Origin of the sequence: Gorillibacterium sp. CAU 1737 (assembly GCF_039888655.1) — a bacterium.
In the GTDB taxonomy this organism is placed as follows: Bacteria; Bacillota; Bacilli; order Paenibacillales; family NBRC-103111; genus Gorillibacterium.
In genome coordinates this window covers 117,950-140,404 of record NZ_JBDQQO010000009.1, presented here as the reverse complement: position 1 = coordinate 140,404, position 22,455 = coordinate 117,950, and the positions used below count along the sequence as shown (strand labels likewise).

The window sequence follows — 22,455 nt, the reverse complement described above, 5'->3', positions numbered from 1 at the left end:
CTTCTCAACATGCCGGACGGATCCGGTCACACGGGATCGATCGGATGCGGCACGAAGGTTTCTTACATCTGCCCATGGCAGTGCTTGTATTTCTTCCCGCTTCCGCAAGGGCACGGATCGTTGCGGCCGACTTTCTCGTCGCGTTTGACCGGACGCTTCTCCGCCGGCTCTCCGCTCGGATCGACAGCTTGCCCTTCCGCAACCGCCTGACGCTCCAGGTTGTTGACTTCCACCTGAGCCTTCATGATGTAGAGCGCGACTTCCTCTTGAACACTCGCGATCATTTCATTGAACATTTCATAGCCTTCAAATTGATATTCACGAAGCGGGTCGGTACCGCCGTATGCACGAAGGTGAATGCCTTGGCGGAGCTGATCCATGGCGTCGATGTGATCCATCCATTTGGCGTCTACTGCACGGAGGACGACAACCTTTTCGAATTCGCGCATGTGCTCGGTGCCGATGAGCGCTTCGCGCTCGTCGTAGAGGGCCTTGACCTTCTCCTTGAGCATCTCTTCCATCTCTTCGGGTTCCTTGCCCCACAGGTCATCGCGGGTTACGGAATCCTCAGGCAGGAAGGTCGCATGGAGAACCTTAAGCAAGCCTTCGTAGTCCCACTCTTCCGGGATTTGGTCCTTCGGGCAGTGGGATTCGACCATGCGTCCCAGAACTGGATAAAGCATGCCATCGACAATATCGCGGGTATTCTCCGATTCAATTACGTCGCGGCGCTGCTTGTAGATGACATTCCGTTGTTGGTTCATGACGTCGTCGTACTGCAGGACGACCTTCCGTACGTCGAAGTTGTTGCCTTCGACGCGCTTCTGAGCCGATTCGATCGCACGGGAGACGAGCTTGCTCTCGATCGGTTGATCTTCCTCAAAGCCGAAGCGCTCCATCATGCCCATGATGTTCTCGGCGCCGAATCGGCGCATGAGCTCATCCTCCAGCGAGATGTAGAATTGGGAAGAACCCGGGTCGCCTTGACGACCGGCACGACCCCGCAGTTGGTTGTCGATCCGGCGGCTTTCATGGCGCTCCGTCCCTATAATATGCAAGCCTCCGAGGTCGGCGACTCCTTCACCCAGCAGAATGTCGGTACCACGGCCCGCCATGTTGGTGGCGATGGTGACCGCACCCGGTTGCCCTGCCAGAGAAACGATCTCGGCTTCCTCGCGATGGAACTTCGCATTCAGCACCTGGTGCTTGATGCCTTTCTTTCTCAGCATATCCGAGAGCAGCTCGGAGTTCTCGATGGACACGGTACCGACCAGCACCGGCTGGTTGTTCTTGTGCCGCTCCACGATCTCGCTTACAACCGCGCGGAACTTGCTCGCCACCGATTTGTAGACGACATCGGGATGATCCTTCCGAATCATCGGGCGGTTCGTCGGTACGATGATAACATCCAAGCCGTAGATCTTCTTGAATTCTTCTTCTTCCGTCTTCGCCGTACCGGTCATACCGGCCAGCTTGCGGTACATCCGGAAGTAGTTCTGGAAGGTGATGGTGGCGAGCGTCATGCTCTCGTTCTGCACCTTCAGCTCTTCCTTCGCTTCGATCGCCTGGTGCAGGCCTTCGCTGTAGCGGCGTCCGGTCATGAGGCGCCCCGTGAATTCGTCGACGATGATGACTTCCTCATCTTGAACGACGTAGTCTTGGTCGCGGTGCATGATGACATGCGCCTTGAGCGCTTGGGTAATGTGGTGGTTCAAGGTGACGTGCGCATGATCGTAGAGGTTGTCCACGCCGAACATCTTCTCGGCCTTGGCCACCCCTTCTTCCGTCAGCATGACGCTCTTCAGCTTGATGTCCACGGTGTAGTCGGTCTCAGCATTCAAGCGGCGGACGAACCGATCCGCTGCCACGTACATCTCGGTGGACTTGGCGGCTTGTCCGGAGATGATGAGCGGCGTCCGGGCTTCGTCAATCAGGATGGAGTCGACTTCATCGACGATGGCGAAGGAGAGCGGACGCTGAACCATCTGCTCGCTGTACAGCACCATGTTGTCCCGCAGATAGTCGAACCCGAATTCGTTGTTCGTTCCGTACGTGATGTCGCAAGCGTATGCCGCCTGCTTGTCCGCATGGTCCATATTATGAAGGTTCAGGCCAACCGTCAGCCCGAGGAAGGTATAAATCTTACCCATCTGCTCGGCACCTACGGTAGCCAGATAATCGTTGACGGTAATCAGGTGTACGCCCTTACTGGCCAAAGCATTCAGGTACAGAGGGAGTGTCGCAACGAGCGTTTTCCCTTCCCCGGTCTTCATTTCAGCGATTTTGCCGTCGTGGAGGACCATGCCCCCGATCAGTTGAACGTCAAAATGCCGCATCCCGAGCGTACGCTTGGAAGCTTCCCGAACCGTAGCAAAGGCCTCCGGCAGAAGATCGTCAAGCGATTCTCCATCGGCGTGCCTCTTCTTGTATTCTTCCGTTTTGGCTCGAAGCTCCTCATCCGAAAGTGCCTGCATCTTGGACTCAAGCGCGTTGATCTTCTCCACGGTTTTCATCATTCGCTTGATGTCTCGTTCGTTCATATCGCCGAACAGTTTCTTAACCATTCCCAACATGGGACGTACCCCTTTCACAAATGCAAAAATGGCTGTGCACCGCATCCCACACGGGCAAACAGCCTCCCTGCCTGACAGCAGACGGGTTTCCCGAAGCGAGTAACCGAGAAACCGCGCGGGTTTCCCTAAAAAACGCGAGTACACAGAAATTGTAACAGGTTCGCTACCCGCTAGCAACAAAATGCCGCACGGGACGCGGGGGAAACGGCTTGTCCACCGTTCCCGCACTTTCATAAAAAATGCCGTTCCTCTACTATACGCAAAAAACCCGCTCGCGTTTCAGAAAAATTTCTGAAGGCGAGACGGGCTCTGAATGTTCACTTAACGGGCCGGTTCAATCAAGCCGTAGGTTCCGTCATTCCGGCGGTAAACCACGTTGACTTCCTCGGAGGCGTCGGCATTGGAGAAGACGAAAAAGCTGTGGCCGACAAGGTTCATTTGCAAAATCGCTTCATCCACGTTCATGGGCTTCAAGGTAAAGCGCTTGGTCCGGACGAGTTCGAACTCTTCGTCCTCTTCGTGCATCTGCGGGATATTCGCCTCTTCCTTGAAGGTGCGCATTCCGCTTACCTGACGGATCTTGCGATTGGCTTTGGTTTTGTGCTTGCGAATCTGACGCTCGAGCTTTTCGGTCACCAGATCGATGGAAGCGTACATGTCGTTGCCCTTAACCTCTGCACGAAGCAGCACGCCCGGCAACGGAATGGTGACTTCAACATTCTGCAGATCCCGCACAACACTTAAGGTTACGCTGACATCAGATGTGGGGGGAGCTTCAAAGTAGCGTTCCAAACGGTTCAGTTTCTTTTGAACGTAGTCTTTCAAGGCTTCGGTCAATTCCAAATTTGCACCGCGGATTGTGTATTTCATGAGTTACTCCTCCTCTCGGTTCCATTATAAACTATTCGACGGGCGTCTTCAAAATCCTTTTACAATTCGTCTATGATCTTGCTCCAGAACTTCCATTCCATGGCAACCTACAGCATGTCCCAATGCAAAAGCTTTCAAACCATAGAGGCGCTGCTTGCTTGGAGTTGGATTTGACCATGGCGCACAAAAAGCGCTCCGGAACATCCGGAGCGCTTTTTGGAGCCAACATTCCATTCTATGTAGGAACGGCTCACTCTTTCAGCCGTTAAATTACAGCTTCACAACGTTAGCGGCTTGCGGTCCGCGTGCGCCTTCTACGATATCGAATTCAACTTGTTGGCCTTCGTCCAGGGACTTAAAGCCATCCGTTTGAATTGCGGAGAAGTGTACGAATACGTCGCCGCCTTCTTGCGTTTCGATGAAACCGTAACCTTTTTCTGCGTTAAACCATTTTACACGACCTTGCATGCACGAACATTCCCTTCATCTTCAAGTAAAGCGCTGCCGCTTCCCTCTGAATATAACACTGTGGCCACAGAATTGTCAAACGTGCCCAATGGGGCATGTCCCCGCGCCCAGCAAGGATTTAAATCGCTTACAAAATACGCGAATTTTCATCTTTCGCCTCTTCAAGTTATCGGAAAATTCGACAATTAACAAGTTCTACACATTGCGTCCGCGCATGAAACCTTGTTTTCATTGCCTTTCGACGAGTTGCTCACAATATCCACATCCTGTGGATAACTCTGTGGAGAAGTGGGGAAATGCGGCTCGTCTCCTGTCCCTGAATAGCTGTAAGAGCAAAAAAGCCCCAAGCAGGACGGTGACGCCGTCCAAACTTGGGACTTGACAAAATGGTTATACCTATTTCTTCTTATCGAAATAGAAGCTTTCCGGGGTATACGCCACATCATACGCACTGCGTTGAGTTCGAGCGGTTCCCACCTTGTTTAGGTGTTGAGATGCCTCATTCCGAAGTTCTTCCATCCGAGAAATGAGCTTGGCGGATAAACGCAATTCCAGTTGTGCCGTCCTACGCCGTTCCTCGCTATGAAAGCTCTCCGGCGGCTGCAGCAAGATCTCGCTGACTAAGCCTTCTCTCGCGTCCACCCACTCTTCAAGCTCTTCGACCGTCAGTTCACCCATTCGGGACAATGTCCCTTCCGTCAGCCGAACCAGTTGATCCAGCAGCTCATCCATGCGTCTTCTCAGATGATGCAGCCTTAGACGCTTGCATCCACGTCTCCTTCAGCTCCTGAAGGTAGCCAATTACCTCTTCAGCTGGTGCAGGGTTCTTGGATACATTTGCCTCGATCAGTTTACGATTGAAATAATCATAGAGCTGCAGGAGATTAAGGCTAATGGGAGCGCTGCGATCCAGGGTGATAATGAACTCGCTGATAATATTTTGCGCTTTTTGGAACTGCCGATTGGCTTCCTGCGGCTGGTGGTTCTTCATCGCTTCGAGAGCGAGACGAGTAAACCGGATCGCACCATCGCAAAGCATGATCAGAAGCTGGGCGGGGGTGGCGGTCGCAACGGAAGTCTCCAGATAACGATTTTGCTGCTGCTGGTATTGGATCATGGATGTACCCACCTTTGTCTCAAATACAATTGGCTTAACTAAACGCCCGGCTCAAGGCAGCACTTTGGCTGTTGGCTTTGTTAACGGCCGATTCCATTGCAGAGAATTGCTTGTAGTATCGGGTCTCGAGATCGCTCAAGCGATCCTCTCCAGCCAAGATTTGCTTGGTCAAGTTGTATATTTGCTTACCAATAATGCTCTGGTCTTTTGCGTTGTTATCTTCTGTGCTCGTATACCCGATTTTCTTCATGATATCTTTTTGAGCCGTATTGAAGCTTTTGTACATTTGCTCCGCTATACCGACATTTTGCAGAACCACATTCCCGCTACTGTCTTTAACTTCATTCCCATTGGTGTCCAACTTGGGAGTTCCCTTCGATGAGAGGAGGTTTTTAACGGCATCAGGATCGGCTTCAATCGCTTTTCGAAGCTTGGCTTCATCCAGATAAAGCTTTCCGTTCTCTGTGTATTTCCCTGTTGTGATGCCGATGGTGGAAAGCGTGGTATACTTGCTGCCTGTTCCAAGATCAACCTTGGACATAACCGCATAGCGCATACTCCTAACGGCCCCGCCAAGAATCGTGTCATTATAAAGCAGACCACTCTTCGCCTTTTTCTCCCATTGCTCGATCTGGGTTTCTTTCATATCCTTCTTTTGCTCTTCTGTTAAGGGAGCATAATCCCTATACCGCTTCTCATCCAATATCCCATTGAGTGTAGCCAACATCTCATTGTAGTCGCTGACAAACGACTTCACAAGATCTACCAGCTTGTCCGTGTCCTTGCTCATCGTGATGGTCGTTGGGGCCCCATTGCTTTTGTTTAACAGCGTGATTTCAACGCCATCAACCGTGAAGGTATTGGAATCCCTTATCGTCTCCAGACCATTAATGCTCACTTCCGCCACTTTTGCTTTCGTCGCTTTGTTCACGGAATCCTTATTGGGATCACCTGAATCAGCACCCAAGAACCCCTTGAGCTTCAATGTATTCGCCAAAAAATCACCAGCAAAGGTGATAACATCCGTATTTTTTTCCAGTATCGTTTTTCCGTCGGCGCCTAGGACATCTATTCTTCCCGTATTTTTGGCAACAAGGGAAACCTGTTGAGTCGCTTTGTCGTAAAAGGCAGATACATTCGTTGATTTCGAGATTTTGGACACGATGGTTTCCATCGTATCTCCAACCTCTGCTTTTACGGAATAACCGTTAATGGAGAATTGAGCCTCCTCGGTTAGCTTTCCGTTCGCATCAAACTTGGATAGATCCATTGCTTCTGTGCTGACATTAGTGGCCGCAGTGGCAAGGGACTTGACCTCAATGGTCATATTAGTTCCGGTAACGACTCCGTTTGTCTTTGCTGAAATTGCCTCCGTATTGCCCCCTACTGTAGCCTTGGACATATTATAAGTCGTTGCCATCCGGTAGTTGGACATTTTGTTATTGCGAAAGTCCAAAAACTTTGTGTTCATGTCCCGATAGGTTTCTCGTTGCCACTGAAGAATTTGCCGCTGTTGGACCATCTTATCGATCGGGGCGCGTTTGGCTTGAACCATCTTGCTGACAATGCTGTCAATGTCCATGCCACTCGCCAATCCGGTTATCCGTTGTACCATCTGATCGTTACCTCCTCCATGCCCATTAAAATCCTATCTTCTTTCATCTACGAGAATCCCGGCCATCTCCCACATTTTCGCAACAAAATCCAGTGTTTTCTCTGGTGGGATTTCGCGGATGATCTTGCCGGATTCCTTGTCCAACACCTTGACCATAATCTGTTTTGTTTTCCCGTGGATGGAGAAGTCAAGTTGAGTGCTTGCACCTTCCATAGCTTTGATTGCGCGTTCAATTGAACGAATCAATTGCTCGTCGCTGATCGAGATATTCTCCCCGCTTAACTCCGCCTGCTTCAGTTCCTTGACGGTGCCAATGGATTTCCCTGTGTTGTTCCCGGCTTCCGAAACATTCACTTTCACTGGCTTGATGGGCATGGTCCGATCCACTGACGTTGCAGCCCCTGTTCCCGTTATGGAAAGATCGTTTGCACTCATCCTCTATCCTCCATCCGATTAGTCCTATACGGTTATTATCGGCGGTCTTCCCTCATTTCTGAATACACAGATGGAAAATGTCAGTAAAAAAGAGACTCTGCTCATCGAGTCTCTGCGGCTTTTGAGAGGTTATGCGTATATGTTCAACAAAAGTCCCTTGATTTCTCCAACGAGGTCAAGGACCTTCAAACCCTTTTCTTGCTTCTTAAGCACGGCATCTGTCAATTCAAGCAGCTTCTTATCGACCTCGGTAACAATCTTATAGACCTTCGTTCTTCCCCTTCGATTAAAGCCCCGCGTTTCCTCGAGCTTCAAGCCATGCTTAACCGCATCCTGCATGAAATCCTTCACCATTTGTTTGTAGGTTCGCAGATCTTCCACGTTTAGCGATTGGGAAAGGGCCTTCCCTTGATCCTCAATATCACGGATCATTCGATCCAGCTTATCCGTGTCGAGCTGGGTGCGCCTATCGGCCATCAGGTTGGAAAACGTCAAGCTCTCCCCGAGCCCCTCTTGCCGGGGCTTGACTTTATCCAGCGAAGCTCGTCCCACCTTGGATACTTCCACGTCCATCTCCTGCCTTTCCCTATCATCATACCACATGGAAGAGGAGGGAAGAGGACGAATTGGCATCCTCTTCCCTCCACCTTTGTTTAAAGGAGCACGCTCTTTATTTCAGCAACTGCAAAATCCCTTGCGGAAGTTGGTTCGCTTGAGCCAGCATTGCAGTAGCCGCTTGGTTGATGATGTTCGTCTTCGTGAAATCGGACATTTCCATCGCCATATCTGCGTCCCGGATACGGGACTCTGCGGAAGTCATATTCTCGCTGGCAATGCCAAGATTGCTGACGGTGTGTTCCATCCGGTTTTGGTAAGCCCCGAGCTTCGAGCGCTCCTCAGAAACCATCTTGACTGCTTTGTCGATCACATCGATCGCTGCCGCTGCTGCTTCCTGCGAGGAAATGAAATCAAGACCCGCTACCGCATCGACGCCTGCATCCCCGATGACCGTCTTATGGTCTGCCTGACGAGCAAGTCCCAATCGGGCGGCATCCATTACGTTAATCGATACTTCCATATTCTCACCGGCGTTAGCGCCGATCTGCATGTTTACCTTAAGCTCCTTGCCGGAGTTGGTGGTAAAGTCCTTATCGGAAATTTCGATCTTCAATCCGCTTCCTGCCCCGCCATCTGTTGCGGAGGTGGTTAAGAGGAGGGTATTGCCAGACACTTCATAACTACTAAGGTTCGTCGTGGCAGCCAAGCTGCCCGCGACCGCGGTTAGAACTTGACCGACAGTCTTGCCATTGGGATCGATTGCGATTGAAGGGGGCGTTGCAGCTCCCGCTGTAAACACAAAGGTTTTATCATCAATGACCAATTGGTCTCCCTCTTGGGGAACCGAATTAAAGGTCAAGCCGAACGTTTTCGACAAGGTGGAGGTAGGGGGAGCTGTTAAAGAAGTGCCCGAGAGGGTTGCACCCGGTACGGGAGCAACCGGCGGGCCTGGAATCTCAGCGCCTAGAGCGATTTTATTCGCCGTTGCCGGAGTGGCCAGCTTGGCCGTTTGAATGGTGAGGGTTCCACTCGATCCGGCTGACGAGTCCGTAGCGGAAACCTTGAGGGAAGGATCGTTCTCTTCGATTGCCTTCTTGAGCGCGTTCAAGGCCTTGTTCACCTTGTCATCATCGGTTCCTGTAAAGTCAACAGGAACGGCAATGTTCGTTGTAGCGGCGGGGGTAGATTGGAGTTCATAGACCTTATCTCCGACGGTAAACGTTGCAGGCAACGTGGCTCCTGCGAAGGTAGCCGCATCCAAATCCAACGTACCTGCTGCGGCAGCACTCGGATCGGCTGTTACGGTCCCCCCCCAGGTTCCGTTATTGGCGTAGGTCAAAGGCAGGCCGCTGCTGGATACAAATGCCTTGCTGTCGGCAGATCCTCGAAGCAACGATTTGGCATTGAACTGGGTCGTACGCGCGATCCGGTCGATCTCTTGCGTCAGTTGGTCGATTTCGGATTGAACCGCTTCACGATCATTTTCTTCCAGTGTTCCGCTGGAAGCCTGAACCGCAAGCTCTCTCATCCGCTGAAGGATCTCATGAGTGGTACCCAGAGCGCCTTCCGCCGTTTGAATGAGGGAAATCCCGTCCATGGTATTGCGTTCTGCCATTTCCAGCCCCCGGATTTGGGAGCGCATTTTCTCCGAAATGGCCAAGCCTGCTGCATCATCGGCTGCCCGATTGATACGCAGACCAGAGGAAAGGCGTTCCAGGTGGGTGGACATGGTGGAAGAGTTTCTTGATAAATTTCGATAGGCGTTTAAGGCTTGAATGTTATGGTTAATCCGCATGGTAGGTACCTCCGTCTACTCTCTCAGATTTACGTTGCCTGTCGGGTATATAAACTCTTGGTCATAGGCTTTCGCGCGTTGTTTAACGATGGAGGACTGAGCGTCCTTCCCTTTTTGAGAGGCGGTTAGCCATGCCTCATTAATGATCGAAAGCAACCTTCGAACCTCGAGTACAGCACTTTTGTCTTTGGTTATATTGGCCCGGACAAGCCGGTCCGCCATGTAGTTGTAGAGGGCGTCCAACTGATCCGCGATGAGGCCTGCTTCGTAATTAAGCCCACCGCCCAGCCTCTGCAAAATGTCGTTGCACCTCTGGAGATGCTGGTTGGCAAGAAAGAACTCTTTGCGATCCAGCTCTTCCACCGCTCGGTCCAGACGGTCTAGGCAAGCCTCATATAACAGGGTGGTTAACTGCTGAGGCGGTAGTTGATGCACTCCTTCTTCCGTCAACACGTCAGTCGTCACGGCACAACCTCCTGATGATCTTGTTCTCTCCTTATATCGGATCGATTGGCAGGTTTCTTTAAGCCTTTTTCTCCATCTCTTCGACCATGAGGAGAATTTCCGCGATAACGGAGTACATCTGGGGCGGAACATTTTCACCCAAATCCATGTCGATGAGATTCTCGACAAGCAGCGGATCCTCTTGCATCGGGATATCGTGAGACTTGGCCATCTCAATAATTTGCCTTGCTACGTGTCCCTTCCCTTGCGCTACGACCACAGGCGCCTTATCCTTCCCCTTCTCGTAGCGGAGTACCGCTGCGGTCTGACCGCTTGCATTGCGCTTGGCCTTCGGATTGAAATGCTTGTACATCATACCTTGAAATCAAATCCTTTCGCCGAGGAGGTCAGGGGAGAACGAGCCTTTTCGGGAGAGACAGGCAACTCCCCCTCGACAGGCTCATCAGCCGTTGCAGGCGTAAGTGAAGCGAATTGAACCTGAGAAACCCGGTAGCCGATCTCCTGCAGCTTATCCCGGCAGGATTGAACAAGGGGCTCCATTCGCTGTCGAAGGTCCGTTCGGTCATTCTTGACCGTAATGGAGAGCGTTCGCTCGCTTGCCGTGATTTGGATGCCAAGACTCCCCAACTTTTTAGTTTCGAGTGCAAAATAGAGACTACAGTTCTCCCAGTCCATCTTCTCTCCTTCTTTGCGGGCTTGGACGAAGACGTTAAGCGGCGCGATTTGATTCGCTAAAGGAACGGGAAGCTGCAGCATCATCGACTGCACCGGACTGCCGGGTTCCGCCTTGCTCAGCAGTTGCTGGCCCGTCAAGCTTTGCAGCGCTTCCCCGGCCTGCTTGGCAACCGGAGAATCCTCTTGCGCCAAGCGAAGCAGGATCGATTTGATGTTGGCATCGAGAGAGCTCCGACTTTGCGGCTGCCCCTGACTTTGTCCGGAGGAATTGCCGTTCGATGAAGCCAGCCATTGGGCGGTCTCGCTGTCCCGATTGAGGCCGAGCGAACGAATTGCTTCATAGGTTCCGCGCGCCGAGCCTTCGTTACGGCCCAGAGCGGAGGTAACCTTTTCCCATTCCGCTGAAAGCCGATGAACGTCCGGTCGGGAATCCGTCTCGCCCATAAGCAGATGACGCACCTTCACATCTGCAGGCTTCCAGTTAAGCGTCTCCAGGTTGGATTTCACTTGTTGGAACAAGTCTCTTGCACCTGCGAAGTCGCCTGCTACCAGCTGCTTTCGGGCCGCCGCCAGTTGACTGCTTGCTGTAAGCAGCCGCTTTTCGGTTCCCATGTCGGTGAGCAGGGTAAGATCGCTCTTCAGGATGGCTTTATCCAAGAGATCGATCGAAGACTCCAGGATTGCCTTCGCTTGGGGAAGAACCGCCCGCGATCCCGCTTGGGTCAGGCTGAGGATGTTGTCGAGGTTTCGACTAACTTCTCGCTTGAGCGAGCGAAACTCGTTCGCCGCCTGACTGAGCCGGGCGGTAACCTGTGTGACCACAAGCGTCTTCGTGGAGAGCCCAAGCGAAGCGAGCTCGCTGTTCCAATCGTAGGCTCCAGTCTCCGACATCGCTTGCGTCATACTCGATGCAAGCCGGTCAAGGGCGTCGGCTTCCCTAGTCGAGTCGCTGCTTGCAGGCAGTGCTTGAGCAGTTGCGGTAGATGCGGAGGAGGCCGCGGCGGGCATGGATACGCGCTGCTCCGCCCGCAGAGCTTGCTTAAGCAGGCTGCGCGCCTCTTCGGATCGGCCGGCCAATTGCTCCCGTCTGACCGCAGAGAAGGTATCGTCCCAGCGCTTGCGCTCTCCATCCGTGACCGCGTTTCCCGCGAGCAGCCGGTCCTTGATCTCATAGAGAAGGCGGCTTACATTCGGCTCCTTCTCTGCGATCTCCAGCAATTGATCAATCGGTGTAGAGCCGGTTGAGCCACTAGCAGCCCCTTTCGCTCCACCTTCTTGCAGTAAGCCGCGAAGAAGTTCCCCTGCCTGCTCGCTTTGCCCACCTCTCAACAAGCGAATCGCCGCGCTCAAGGTGTCCGCTGTGGTTCGCGAACCATTCCCCCCGCTCGAATTCTGCAGTTTCTGGGTAAGCTGATTCAGAAGCTGCTGCCATTCCGGGCTGCCGCTCGTCAGCTTCCGCAATTCCCCAACCAGCCGCTGAAGCTCTACGTCCGGTGTTTCGTTCCCTCCTGCAGCCGCCAGCACCCGATCCAGCTTGGTGGCCAATGGATCTCCATGCAACGCTTGATGAACCGCCTGAAGCTGTTCCTCTGTCACTTCGATTCCTTTTCCCAGGAGCGCCCGCAGGCTGTCCAGTTTCTCTTCTACCGTGCCTGGCGCACTTTCCATGAAGCGTTGAATTTCTCCAACCGTCTCCCGCGTAAGAGGAATCCCCTTATCTGCGAGAAGCTTGGTCACCTGGCCGTTGTCTGCTGTATATAAATCCGTTGAAGCCGTCGAAGAAGAAGGGGCCGCAGCTCCCGTGGACGAGGCATTTCCACGCCCGGCGGAGGCTACGCTCACCTTCACCGCTCCTGCTTCCTGCCCTTGAATAGTAAGCGAGACCGACTCTCCAGACGCAGGAAAGAGGCCGTCTGTTTTCACAGCGACCTCTTTCCCGCGAATTTGAACGATGGCTTCGGTTGATGATTTCCGTTCCTTGACGATCGCCGGGTACGTCTCTCCCTTGCGCAGCTCGAGCGGCATCTCCTGTCCCGCTCCCTGCACGCCTCCGGGCTGGCTGTTGGTGATTTTCATCGCGATCCCCTCCGATACGTTCTATGGAGTATATCGGAAGGAAGGAGAGAGGTTGTGAGGGGTTCATCACAAACATTTCAGGAAATTCCAAACTGGATTTCCATTGCCTTTTCCCACTCGTTGCGTCCCTTCAGAAGAAGCTCGACCAGCTCACGGACAGCTCCCTGTCCTCCCATGGTGTTAAGTATGAGCTCGCAACACGCCTTAACCTCGAATGCTGCATCCGCCGGGCAAGCACGCAATCCGGCCAACCTCATGGCTTTAAGGTCATTAAGATCATCGCCACAGTAAGCCACTTCCTCGGATTGAAGTTCTTGCTCTAGCATAAACTTTTCTAGAAATCCGGCTTTCTCCATGATCCCCTGCTGAACAAATCGGATGTTCAGTTCCTCTGCTCGTTGGTGAACACACTCGCTTTTCCGGCCAGTCAGAAATAGAAATTGAATACCTATTGACTGTGCAAGCAGGATTCCGGCCCCATCCTTTATGTGAAATCGCTTGGATTCCAATCTTCCATTATCGATATAGACACCACCATCTGTCATCGTTCCATCTACATCAAGGACAATCAGCTTAATTTTTTCATAAGACATATTTACCGACTCCCTCCCAAATAGACAGAAGGAGTAAGGAACCGAAGCGTCATTTCTTGCATCAAACCGCGGACGAACGGCACAATCTCAAAGTTTCTAACTTCAGCATCTTCGTTATGCAACGATAAGTGAGCTTCAACATAATTGTCAGATTCATTGATGTAACCATCAAACCCCGCCAGACTAACATCGCAAAAATTCAGATTACGAAGTAGACGAAGCAACATGATCACGTTATTATCCGATACTCCGTGATGGTCGAAGGTCAGATCATGATAGTTAACCATCAAAGCTCCCTGATCGAAAATACCACTCAGATTGGAAGTCACCAAGACCTTTGTATCGCGAACTTCACTAATTGCCATTTCAAATCTTTTGGCGTTACTAAAGAATGTAATATCTGTCGGATATTGCGTGGGAACAAAGTTAGCAGACAGTATAATCGGCCTCATCTGCTCAATATAGTCATTTATTTGAGCAGAGTGAGTATTTAAAGTGGCGCCCGGTACAAGAATCAATAATGAGGCGCCCGATAATAGCCGTGCAATTTCTCTCCTCGTTTCTGTATCGTCAATTCTTCTGTCTTGGAACTCATAATATAAGGCATCGATATAGCCAGCATCAAAGGCGGTCTTTTTGTGATCCTCCACCTTTGACAGAATTTGATTAATTTCTTTAGCGCGAAGCTTCCCTTTTCCTAATAGGAATTCTGCATAATTGCGATGGAGATTATACTTTGCGGACAAAGCATAAGGAGTGGAGTAGCCCCAAGGCTCCGCCGCCTTAATTGGCATAATGTAATCATCAATAGCATCCAGTAGCGGATTAATATTATAGCGATTGCCGTTCAAGGTATTGACGTGGTCCATAATTAATTCCATACAAAGATTACCTGGAACACGTCCCATCCCAAGCAAGGAAGCATCAATTACACAATCCCGATTCCGATTAACCATCGCAGTAAAATCTTGGGCTAGCGAGTACGAGAGCGATAGATTTTCGTGCAGATGTAAGCCGATTGTAATCTCCTTGTCCAGATTACGTTCGAGCAAGGAGTAAATCCGGATCAGGTCCTGCTTGGTCATGGAACCAAAGGTATCCACAATGGAAAACGCATGAGGCTTAATCCCATTGACTTGACGAATGATATCAAGGATCTTTTCATCTGAGTAACCCATAATATTAATAGGATTACAAAAACATTTGTACCCTTTCGTAATTACCTGGCGGCAAAATTCAAGTCCCTCGGCTAAGTCGTAATCGTGAAAAGTTACCCTCACTGCTTCAATTGTCTGGCCATCATTATCACTCAATTTGTTGATATCATAAGTGTTGTGAAGTGCCATTGCAACGAATCGAGTCGAACCACGGTTCTCAGGGAGGATACGTGCCAACTCTTCGAGACTGTTATAGAGAGGACGGTCTTCTGAATAATCACAGTTCCGGAGAAAACCGACTTCAACGTAATCTACATAGGAAGCTACCAATTTCTTTAGTATGTCTTTAATTACAGGGAAGCCAAAATTCCATTCATTTATATAACCTCCATCACGCAAGGTACAGTCGAGAAGCCGAACGTTAGTCGTCATTATGAGCTCCTCCCAAACGAATGTTTTCCGCTATTATGGTTCGTACTATTTCCAGATCCTTCGGAGTATCCACTGATAGCGAGTGGTAACCCGCTATTTTCTTGCATACTAGCTGTTTTCCATAATCGAGGAATCTCAAAGTATCAATTCCCTCGATTTGCTCAAGTTTTCCGGGCACAGAGCTCTCATAGAAATCTAACATTTTTTTGTTATACCCAATCACTCCAACATGCTTAAAGTAAGCATACTCTAATGTTTTAAACGGAAACGGAATAGGCGACCGAGACATGTACAGTGCATTTCCTTGATGATCCATAACCATCTTAATATTAGAAGGATCTATAACCTCTGAAGGTTGTGTAATTGGAGTATATAGGTTTGTTCCAAATTCCCGATCCGAAATAATATGTTCAGGTAACGCAGCTTCAATGGTCCAGCAATTGATGAGAGGTTCGTCTCCATTGACCTGGATATAAAAATCCGCGGGTATCTTCTCCGATACCTCCCATAAGCGATTAGCTGCCGTTTGATGGTGGCTGCCAGTCATGATATAGGGTATTGAGTAGCCTGAACATATCTCAGCAATGCGATCATCATCCGTAGCCACATAAAACTGATCAACTCCCTGAACGTGCTTGACTCTTTCGTAAACCCACCAAATCATTGGCTTACCGCAGATATCTGCAAGGGGTTTACCCGGCAATCGTGTTGACAAATAACGAGCCGGAATTACTCCAATTAGATGAGCCATGGTCTTCACCCATTTTCGAAAGTGTTCAATGCGGATCCCTAATTCCCTATTCAAATAATCCCATAATTTTGCTCTTCCCAATAGTGTGAATTAATCTCACGGAAAATCTCATCTAGTGAAATGACCGGAACGGAATCGTCCAACCCTGATCGAATGGCACGAAAATGTGCGCAGGCTGTTACAATAATTACGTCTATATCCTCAAAGTGAGAGCCTTTCTTTACTTCATAGCCCTTGCTGTCTCCCTCCGTTTGAATTCCTTGACTATAGCTGTCAATTAGATAAGCAATGTGAACGGGACCTGTGCGTAATTCGCGACACATTAATTCCAAAAAAATATTTAGCCCGTATAAAGCGATGGTTCGATACCCACGGGAAAGAAAGTACTCTTCTAGTCTCCTCCCCATATCACCGATTCTCATCCAATTATTTAGCATGGTATAATACATTTGGAGTGCCTGGTACTCTCGCACGGTTCTTCCCATTACCTGTTGATCGAACTCTTCTTTTAGTTGTTCGTAGAAAGGAGTCTTTTTGGAAAAGTCCCACCATATTGCCCCCACGTCCGAGCCGATATCTCCAAGGTAAGAATTCCATGGCTTACAATCTGTCATATAGTGAATTATTGAAGCAAATTTTTCTTTTTTAGAGCTTTCACTTCGATAACGGTGATCATATAAAAGTGGAGAACAATTGTACTGGGCAGCATCTAAGATTGTCACTCGGTCAGCAAAAACCAAATTGAGCAAGTCTTGATCCATACTCTTTAACCTGTTCGTCATTCCCCTTGCCGCATCCAAGAATGTGTGAAGTCCTATGCCATCTGTTCTCATTGCTTTTAGATTTATAACCATTACTCCAGCATTGAAATAAGTGCGTTCCATTGGAATGCCCAGATGTTGTTTATAACGATTGGTGTTGACATAAAAATCAGGACAGGCAGCAGCGTAATCATCATTTAGTTCTGTGTTATATAAGTCAAGTAACGGTTTTCGAACTATAACATCAACATCAATGGACAAAATTCTATCAACAAACTTCGGAAGAATATCAGCTGCTGACAAACGCAGATATAAAACGTGAGGCCAGCGTTCTTGAGTAGGAAGCCAACTTAAATTTTCGGTACTAACCGGAACAGAAACAATAGTATGACCATAGAGTTTTGCTTGTTGGGAGAGAATGGATATATGAGTGGCATCAAGTTCATAGTGCATTACATAAACCGAAATCGTACAGTCTGGATTTTGTACATAAAGCGATTCCAGCATAACCGTCAGATAAGGAAAAAACTTTTTACTACTCGAAACTAGAATATTCATGCCCCTACCATCCTCTGTATTATAGGTGTGCTTTCTATAGTCATCATCCAAAAATAACGTCTGCGCAGATAGGTTGAATCAGCGGATTATTTGGCCAAATAACTCTGGCCGAATGGGCCAAATGATTCGCCCATACATTTTCCCCAAGCATAAACGTCAAATATATACGAATCTCAAACACGTCTACACTAGTTGGATAGCTGGTGCTCATCACTTCCAGCAAATCACATGCTCGCTCGTATTTATGATTCTCTACATTAGTGCGAAGTTCGCTAAGCAAGAGATCGTAATGTTCATCTTTATCCTCCATTAAGAACTTATACACCCAAATGGCACAGGAGTCATATACCTGTTCCTTCTCCCGATCACCGAATTGAAAAAATGTCAGCATCCCCTTCGTCATCTTAGATCTGACTACTGGTGAACTCCAGTGATGAGCCAGGCTACTTCCATATCTCAGATGATTTTTGGGATCCGATAAACAGGATAACCAAAGCATGAAGGTCAATCCATTACTTTTTCCTTCGCCCAACATTTTTCTTACTGCATATAGACGAATTACGAAGGAAGACCATACTAGCCGGTTATCCTTATCTTGATCCAAAATGTACTCAATATAAGGTTCGACTCCTCGCCAGATAGTCTCTTGATTTTTATCAGCGTAAAGTTTAACCGTTTGGCTATTTAGCACAGCCTCGATTTGTCCGAGCTTTTCCAAAGGAGACTGCCAATCATTTTGCTTTATTCCCGGTAGTGCCTCTTGCAAGTAAGCCCAATTCAAGCTGTACAAAAATTCTAAGTTCCGATTGGAATTTATTTTGCATGCATCTAAGAGATGGGTTCCAGCCCGAAACAGCTCATCTGCCTCATAGATTCGTTGTCTGTCCATTATGCGATTTTGATAGGTTCCATTCCGGCTCATCCGAAAATAGTAATGAGGATAAGAAACAGTTGTTAGAACCTGGCAATTCCTCAAGTAATTCAACATCACGACTGTATCAAGTGGGGCATAAAGTGGAGGGGACATCGTCCATGAAGATGCATAATGTTTGATAAAGAATTCTCGTTTAAAGAGTTTTCCCCACCATGTTCGTATAGAGTTGTACAATTCTATAAAATGAGGTCCTATATCCTGAATATCTCTCGTAATTAAATTTGGAGGGACTCTGCTGCCAACAATGGAATCCCCATCATGGTTTACAAAGCTGCTACCCGCCACAAGAATATCCGCTTTAACTTGTTCAGCTACCGGGTATAAAGACTCAGCAAATTGGGGGGATAGCCAGTCGTCCGCATCAATTATTGACACGTAGTCTCCCGTATTTTCCAACGACAAGTTCCACCACGATAGCTGTTCGACACCGCCTCCCTCAGTGAGCTTCCAATTTTCTGCGTTTTCCATCACGGTTATTCGATCATCTCTTACCGCCCATTCCCGACATATAGAACCCGTACCATCCGTAGAACCATTGTTTCGGATAATCAAGCGAATGTTTTTTTCCGTCTGATTTACTACACTACAAATTGCCTTTTCAACAAACTTCTCCGCATTATATGCCGTCATCACAAAAGTAATTTTGGGCCGGTCCAGCATCACAGCCGCCTCACTTCACTTTTAGTTAGTCGATTTGGAACCAAGCACTTCATTTAAACTAACTCTTGGGAACACTTCCAGACTCCCACCTCGAGTTGCATTAAATAGTTTAACTCCACTCTTATCCATAAGCTTCTTTATGCTTTCATACCCTCGAATCATTCTCTGGTAAGCCAGTAACTCTGACGCCCCCGCATTAGCTGCATTTCCCTTGTCGAGACTGCCATCTTCTCCCGCGTGCTGCTGCGGCCCCGAATAATCACAATCTGCTCCTACCAGATAAATCTCCCTAAAGCCCATGTGACTGGCATAACGGATCGCAGTAATAACAACCGTAAACAAGACGTCTACACCAAAAAGAAGATTATGCCCGGAAACCTTAAGCCGTCTTCGCTTAGGATTAACATTAACATAACAGGTTGGGGTGAACCTTACATTTTTGCGATGGGTAGCATGTTTAAGGAAGGGTTTACACATGTTGTTAACAAATGCTTCTCTCTTACACATATCTTCAAACCGAAAATGATAACGAGGGCTCATATAGTCATTACATAACCAGTAATCTTCAAGGACATAATAATCCGGACGCCATGATGTCTGTTTGAAAAGTTTGAAAATCCCATTGACACTGAAGGTTATCTCTGTTTTGAGAAGTTCAAGATCTTCCAAGCGCAAGCTAGGTCCCGTCGCCACAATAAAGCAACGTTCTCCGGTATGACGGCTTTTGCTTTCAGTGATGTGCGCATAAGGGCGATATGATGGAGGAAACCTCAAAATACGCAAAATTCCTCCTATTCGAAACAAGATGCTGGACCATGTAGAACGATAGTAATCAAAAGGTCTATAAAGCCATCTCGCCAAGGGAGGGATAGAGAAGAGAGGAACCAGAAATGGCTTTATTATTCTAAAATAAGCTCTCTTGGACTCCATGCTGTAATAGGAAAAAATCTGGTAGAAACCGCGATTGCGAAGCTCTTTTTCAATTTCGCTTTGATGGCTAAGTGTCGTGATCAAAACGATTACTTTCTCTCGATGCAGCTGTTCCATTTCAGAAGAATGCTTTATGGTCATGTAACTGCCTGCGAACTGGTAGCCAACCTTATCCGGGTCTTTGTCATAAATTGCATTTGCACCATATTGGGACTGGTAGCGTATCACATAATCCTTAGTCAGAGTTTGAGAATACCCGTATAAAACTAAGTATTTCCCTTCTACAGCTCGTTCGAACTCACTCCATGTTTGCTCCCGTAACCTACCCTCAATTTTAAATCTTCGTGGCGGCAGTACTCGCATGTCCGTCTTCCCCCTCACTTCCTACCATTCCTGCCTATTTGGGAACTAATTAAATTACCATCTATAAATTTCTTCAATAATCTCCTCCAATGAAAGGACGTCGCAAGAAGCCTCTATCCCCTCGCAAATTTCACTATAATGAGGGAACGCTACCACGATAATAGCGTCAATATCTGTATATTGAGTACCGCGCTTAATCTCAAGACCATACGCGTAGCCCGTAGCATACGAGTCGATTAGATACGCCAGTTGAATTTTACTTTTTTGCAGATCACTTACGAAAATACTTTGAAGGAGGTTGATCCCATACCCGGCAACTCTTTGTACATTTCTCTGAAGAAAATATTGCTCAAGTTTATAAACACGATCCTCAATGGAAAGCCACTTAATTGCCACACCATAATATTTTTTTAGAACAATATTTTGATTTGCAAGGATTTTGAGATACTTTTTGTCAAAATCCTCTTTTATTTTCGGATAGAAGGAGGTTTGTCTTGCATAATTCCACCATATCTCCTGTAACTCCGAACCTGGCTCTCCAATAAAAGTATCCCAGGGTTTTTGATCGTGCCCCAAATAATGTATGATGGACGCATAATTCGGATGTTGAGCAGCGATACTTCCTGATTTGTTGTCATATAAAGCCGGTGAACAATTATAATATTCCGCTCTCTCTAACCTAACCTTTTCTCGAAAGACCACGTTTAGCAAATCTTGATCCAAGAAAGTTAGATGCCCTGTAAGTTGTTCAGCTTCATCTAAAAATCTTTTTAATCTGATATTGTCCTCTCGAAGCTTGGAGACATGAAAGAGCATTACACCAGCATTAAAGTAAGAGCAATCATTCGGAAGTCCAATCCCCTGCTTATACCTTCTCGTATTAAAGTTCAAATCCTCACAGGCGGCAACGTATACACCCTCGAGGTTAGATTCATATAAGCTATTCAAAGGTTTCCTTACCACAAGATCCACATCCAAGGAAAGAATGCGGTCAACTGATTCAGGAAGAACCTCGACTAGAGATAGTCGGTAATAAAGCACAAGCGGCCACTGCATCCTAGTTGGAAGAGAGTATAGTTCCTTTTCGTCAATTTGAATTGGGATAACCCGATTTCCCGAAGAAGTGGCTTGGCTCTGAAGAATATTCAAATCAGTTGTATCCAATTCCTTGTGTAAAAGATACACGCATAATTCACCGTAATTATGACTCTCATACAGAGAAGCCAACATCACCGATAGATAAGGGAAAAACAGCTTACTACTAGACACTAGAATGTTCAAGATAGCGGCCTTCTTTCACTTTCATCTTGCTTGGCTAGTTCGCTTCAGCAGATGAGAATGCTCTCATTGGGAACCCCTAGATCCAAGCACTGCTTGTATAGTAATTTATCCAATTCATCATGAATACTGGCAATAAGAAAAAAGGGGGGGGGTTGAAAAGATTCCCCTGTTCGATTTATAGTGCCCATCCCGAAACATTCGCTTCCATTCACATATTTTCCACTCATATCGGGATTATTATCTAGAAATGATATGCGCCGTTGTCTCCCATCTTGAAGCAACCATCTCTGGATGCTTTGGGCATAGCGTCCACATGGACATATAAAAACATCTCCAGCATTCTTTTTGGAGATATTACTCACGATTAATTCACGTTCAGATGAAAAATATGAAGCTACTGATGGAACGTTTACTTCTACACTCATTAGCCAATCTTGAAACCGTTGAAGCATAACACTGGTCTCAGATTCAATCTGTATCTCTAGGTGCTTTTTCACCTTTTCAAGTAGAGTACAAATAAACCGAAGCTCTTCATCTTTCCAAAGATCACTTTGACCAATGGAAAGCTTTAAATCTTGGTTCAGTTTGTCCACGATGAATTTCTGCTTTTCCCCTGTGATCTCTTTAGATTGTAGCAACATTCTGAACTCAAAAAACGATTGGACACTCCACAGTCTTTGCTTGGGATTCGGAGCGCTCATAGAATTTTCTCTATGCCGATAATAATAAAGAGGCATCTCTATCAGGGAGAACGTATTCGCCGCCAGTAGGATTCGAAAAGTGACCAGAGCATCCAACAATGGAAACTCTGCGTTTTCTTTGAAGTGACTGTAAAATAGTCTATCCTTATCCATCATAGCGCCTTTAAAGATATACCGCCAAAATGCAAGGTGATAGCTCGGTAAAGTTCGAATATACCCAATCACTTCTTGATCAGGATGATATTCTATCTGCTTACGATCCAAAATGGCGTCTCGACTAGGAAGCGCTTCTCCCTCTGTAAAGGAAGTATATCTTCCTATTATTACGTCAGGCTCCTGTTCTCTGATGATGGCTGCCGCTTCTTGCAAATAACCGTCTCGGACATAGTCGTCACCATCAATGATATGTAGATAAGTTCCTTGAGCTGCACGAATTCCTTCTCGATGTCCTCGATGCATCACAGAAGGACGATCCAAACTTATATAATTTATGAGCATGGGGTATTTACGAACATAAGACAGGCAAATCTCACAACTAGAATCTGTTGAACCATTATCAACAATCACAATCTCGAAATCCGAAAAATCTTGACGCACAAGACTCTCCAGACATTGAGCTATGTAGTTTTCCAAGTTATACACCGTTACAATGACGCTAATTAGCGGCATGTTGTCACCGTCTTTCAT

Annotated in this window: 20 protein-coding genes; all 20 read right to left on the bottom strand. The window is 47.9% G+C overall.

Annotated features, from left to right (window positions below; genetic code table 11):
- Nucleotides 1–62: 62 nt before the first annotated feature.
- Nucleotides 63–2,573, bottom strand: coding sequence for a preprotein translocase subunit SecA (gene secA, locus AAFN83_RS17900; RefSeq protein ID WP_347771851.1), 2,511 nt, complete (start codon nt 2,571–2,573; stop codon nt 63–65).
- Nucleotides 2,574–2,894: 321 nt separating this feature from the next.
- Nucleotides 2,895–3,443 carry a ribosome hibernation-promoting factor, HPF/YfiA family gene (hpf, locus tag AAFN83_RS17895; protein ID WP_347771849.1) on the bottom strand — a complete coding sequence of 183 codons (549 nt, stop codon included), beginning with the start codon at nt 3,441–3,443 and terminating at the stop codon, nt 2,895–2,897.
- A gap of 270 nt (nt 3,444–3,713) precedes the next feature.
- Entirely contained in the window at nt 3,714–3,911 is a 198-nt protein-coding gene (locus AAFN83_RS17890) for a cold shock domain-containing protein (protein WP_058300377.1), read from the bottom strand.
- A gap of 396 nt (nt 3,912–4,307) precedes the next feature.
- Entirely contained in the window at nt 4,308–4,643 is a 336-nt protein-coding gene (gene fliT, locus AAFN83_RS17885) for a flagellar protein FliT (protein ID WP_347771847.1), read from the bottom strand.
- A complete protein-coding gene (gene fliS, locus AAFN83_RS17880; protein ID WP_347771845.1) occupies nt 4,636–5,028 on the bottom strand; it encodes a flagellar export chaperone FliS in 393 nt (130 codons plus the stop codon). Before fliS (AAFN83_RS17880) ends, fliT begins: the two co-directional genes overlap by 8 nt.
- Nucleotides 5,029–5,062: 34 nt before the next feature.
- Nucleotides 5,063–6,643: a flagellar filament capping protein FliD gene (gene fliD / locus AAFN83_RS17875; RefSeq protein WP_347771843.1), complete on the bottom strand. Its 1,581-nt coding sequence runs from the start codon at nt 6,641–6,643 to the stop codon at nt 5,063–5,065.
- Between the two features lie 33 nt (nt 6,644–6,676).
- Nucleotides 6,677–7,078, bottom strand: a complete 402-nt coding sequence (locus tag AAFN83_RS17870) for a flagellar protein FlaG (protein WP_347771841.1) — start codon at nt 7,076–7,078, stop codon at nt 6,677–6,679.
- A 129-nt stretch (nt 7,079–7,207) separates the two neighbouring features.
- On the bottom strand, nt 7,208–7,711 hold the full coding sequence (locus AAFN83_RS17865) for a YaaR family protein (protein ID WP_347771839.1): 504 nt from the start codon (nt 7,709–7,711) through the stop codon (nt 7,208–7,210).
- A 37-nt stretch (nt 7,712–7,748) separates the two neighbouring features.
- On the bottom strand, nt 7,749–9,431 hold the full coding sequence (locus AAFN83_RS17860; protein ID WP_347771837.1) for a flagellin N-terminal helical domain-containing protein: 1,683 nt from the start codon (nt 9,429–9,431) through the stop codon (nt 7,749–7,751).
- Between the two features lie 15 nt (nt 9,432–9,446).
- A complete protein-coding gene (fliS, locus tag AAFN83_RS17855; RefSeq protein WP_347771835.1) occupies nt 9,447–9,896 on the bottom strand; it encodes a flagellar export chaperone FliS in 450 nt (149 codons plus the stop codon).
- A 58-nt stretch (nt 9,897–9,954) separates the two neighbouring features.
- Entirely contained in the window at nt 9,955–10,251 is a 297-nt protein-coding gene (locus AAFN83_RS17850) for an EscU/YscU/HrcU family type III secretion system export apparatus switch protein (protein ID WP_347771833.1), read from the bottom strand.
- Entirely contained in the window at nt 10,248–12,647 is a 2,400-nt protein-coding gene (locus AAFN83_RS17845) for a hypothetical protein (RefSeq protein WP_347771831.1), read from the bottom strand. Before AAFN83_RS17845 ends, AAFN83_RS17850 begins: the two co-directional genes overlap by 4 nt.
- Before the next feature lie 77 nt (nt 12,648–12,724).
- A complete protein-coding gene (locus AAFN83_RS17840; protein WP_347771829.1) occupies nt 12,725–13,240 on the bottom strand; it encodes a KdsC family phosphatase in 516 nt (171 codons plus the stop codon).
- Nucleotides 13,241–13,242: 2 nt separating this feature from the next.
- Complete coding sequence (locus AAFN83_RS17835; protein WP_347771827.1) at nt 13,243–14,829, bottom strand: aldolase catalytic domain-containing protein; 1,587 nt, start codon at nt 14,827–14,829, stop codon at nt 13,243–13,245.
- The gene (gene kdsB, locus AAFN83_RS17830) at nt 14,819–15,580 is read right to left on the bottom strand and encodes a 3-deoxy-manno-octulosonate cytidylyltransferase (protein WP_347771825.1); all 762 of its coding nucleotides are present in this window, start codon (nt 15,578–15,580) and stop codon (nt 14,819–14,821) included. The genes AAFN83_RS17835 and kdsB overlap by 11 nt, the downstream gene beginning before the upstream one ends.
- Before the next feature lie 50 nt (nt 15,581–15,630).
- Nucleotides 15,631–16,899, bottom strand: a complete 1,269-nt coding sequence (locus AAFN83_RS17825) for a glycosyltransferase family 8 protein (protein WP_347771823.1) — start codon at nt 16,897–16,899, stop codon at nt 15,631–15,633.
- Between the two features lie 43 nt (nt 16,900–16,942).
- Nucleotides 16,943–18,493: a glycosyltransferase family 2 protein gene (locus tag AAFN83_RS17820; RefSeq protein ID WP_347771821.1), complete on the bottom strand. Its 1,551-nt coding sequence runs from the start codon at nt 18,491–18,493 to the stop codon at nt 16,943–16,945.
- A gap of 21 nt (nt 18,494–18,514) precedes the next feature.
- Nucleotides 18,515–19,786: a 6-hydroxymethylpterin diphosphokinase MptE-like protein gene (locus AAFN83_RS17815; RefSeq protein WP_347771819.1), complete on the bottom strand. Its 1,272-nt coding sequence runs from the start codon at nt 19,784–19,786 to the stop codon at nt 18,515–18,517.
- 54 nt (nt 19,787–19,840) lie between these two features.
- Nucleotides 19,841–21,067 carry a glycosyltransferase family 8 protein gene (locus AAFN83_RS17810; protein WP_347771817.1) on the bottom strand — a complete coding sequence of 409 codons (1,227 nt, stop codon included), beginning with the start codon at nt 21,065–21,067 and terminating at the stop codon, nt 19,841–19,843.
- A gap of 44 nt (nt 21,068–21,111) precedes the next feature.
- The gene (locus AAFN83_RS17805) at nt 21,112–22,455 is read right to left on the bottom strand and encodes a glycosyltransferase family 2 protein (RefSeq protein ID WP_347771815.1); all 1,344 of its coding nucleotides are present in this window, start codon (nt 22,453–22,455) and stop codon (nt 21,112–21,114) included.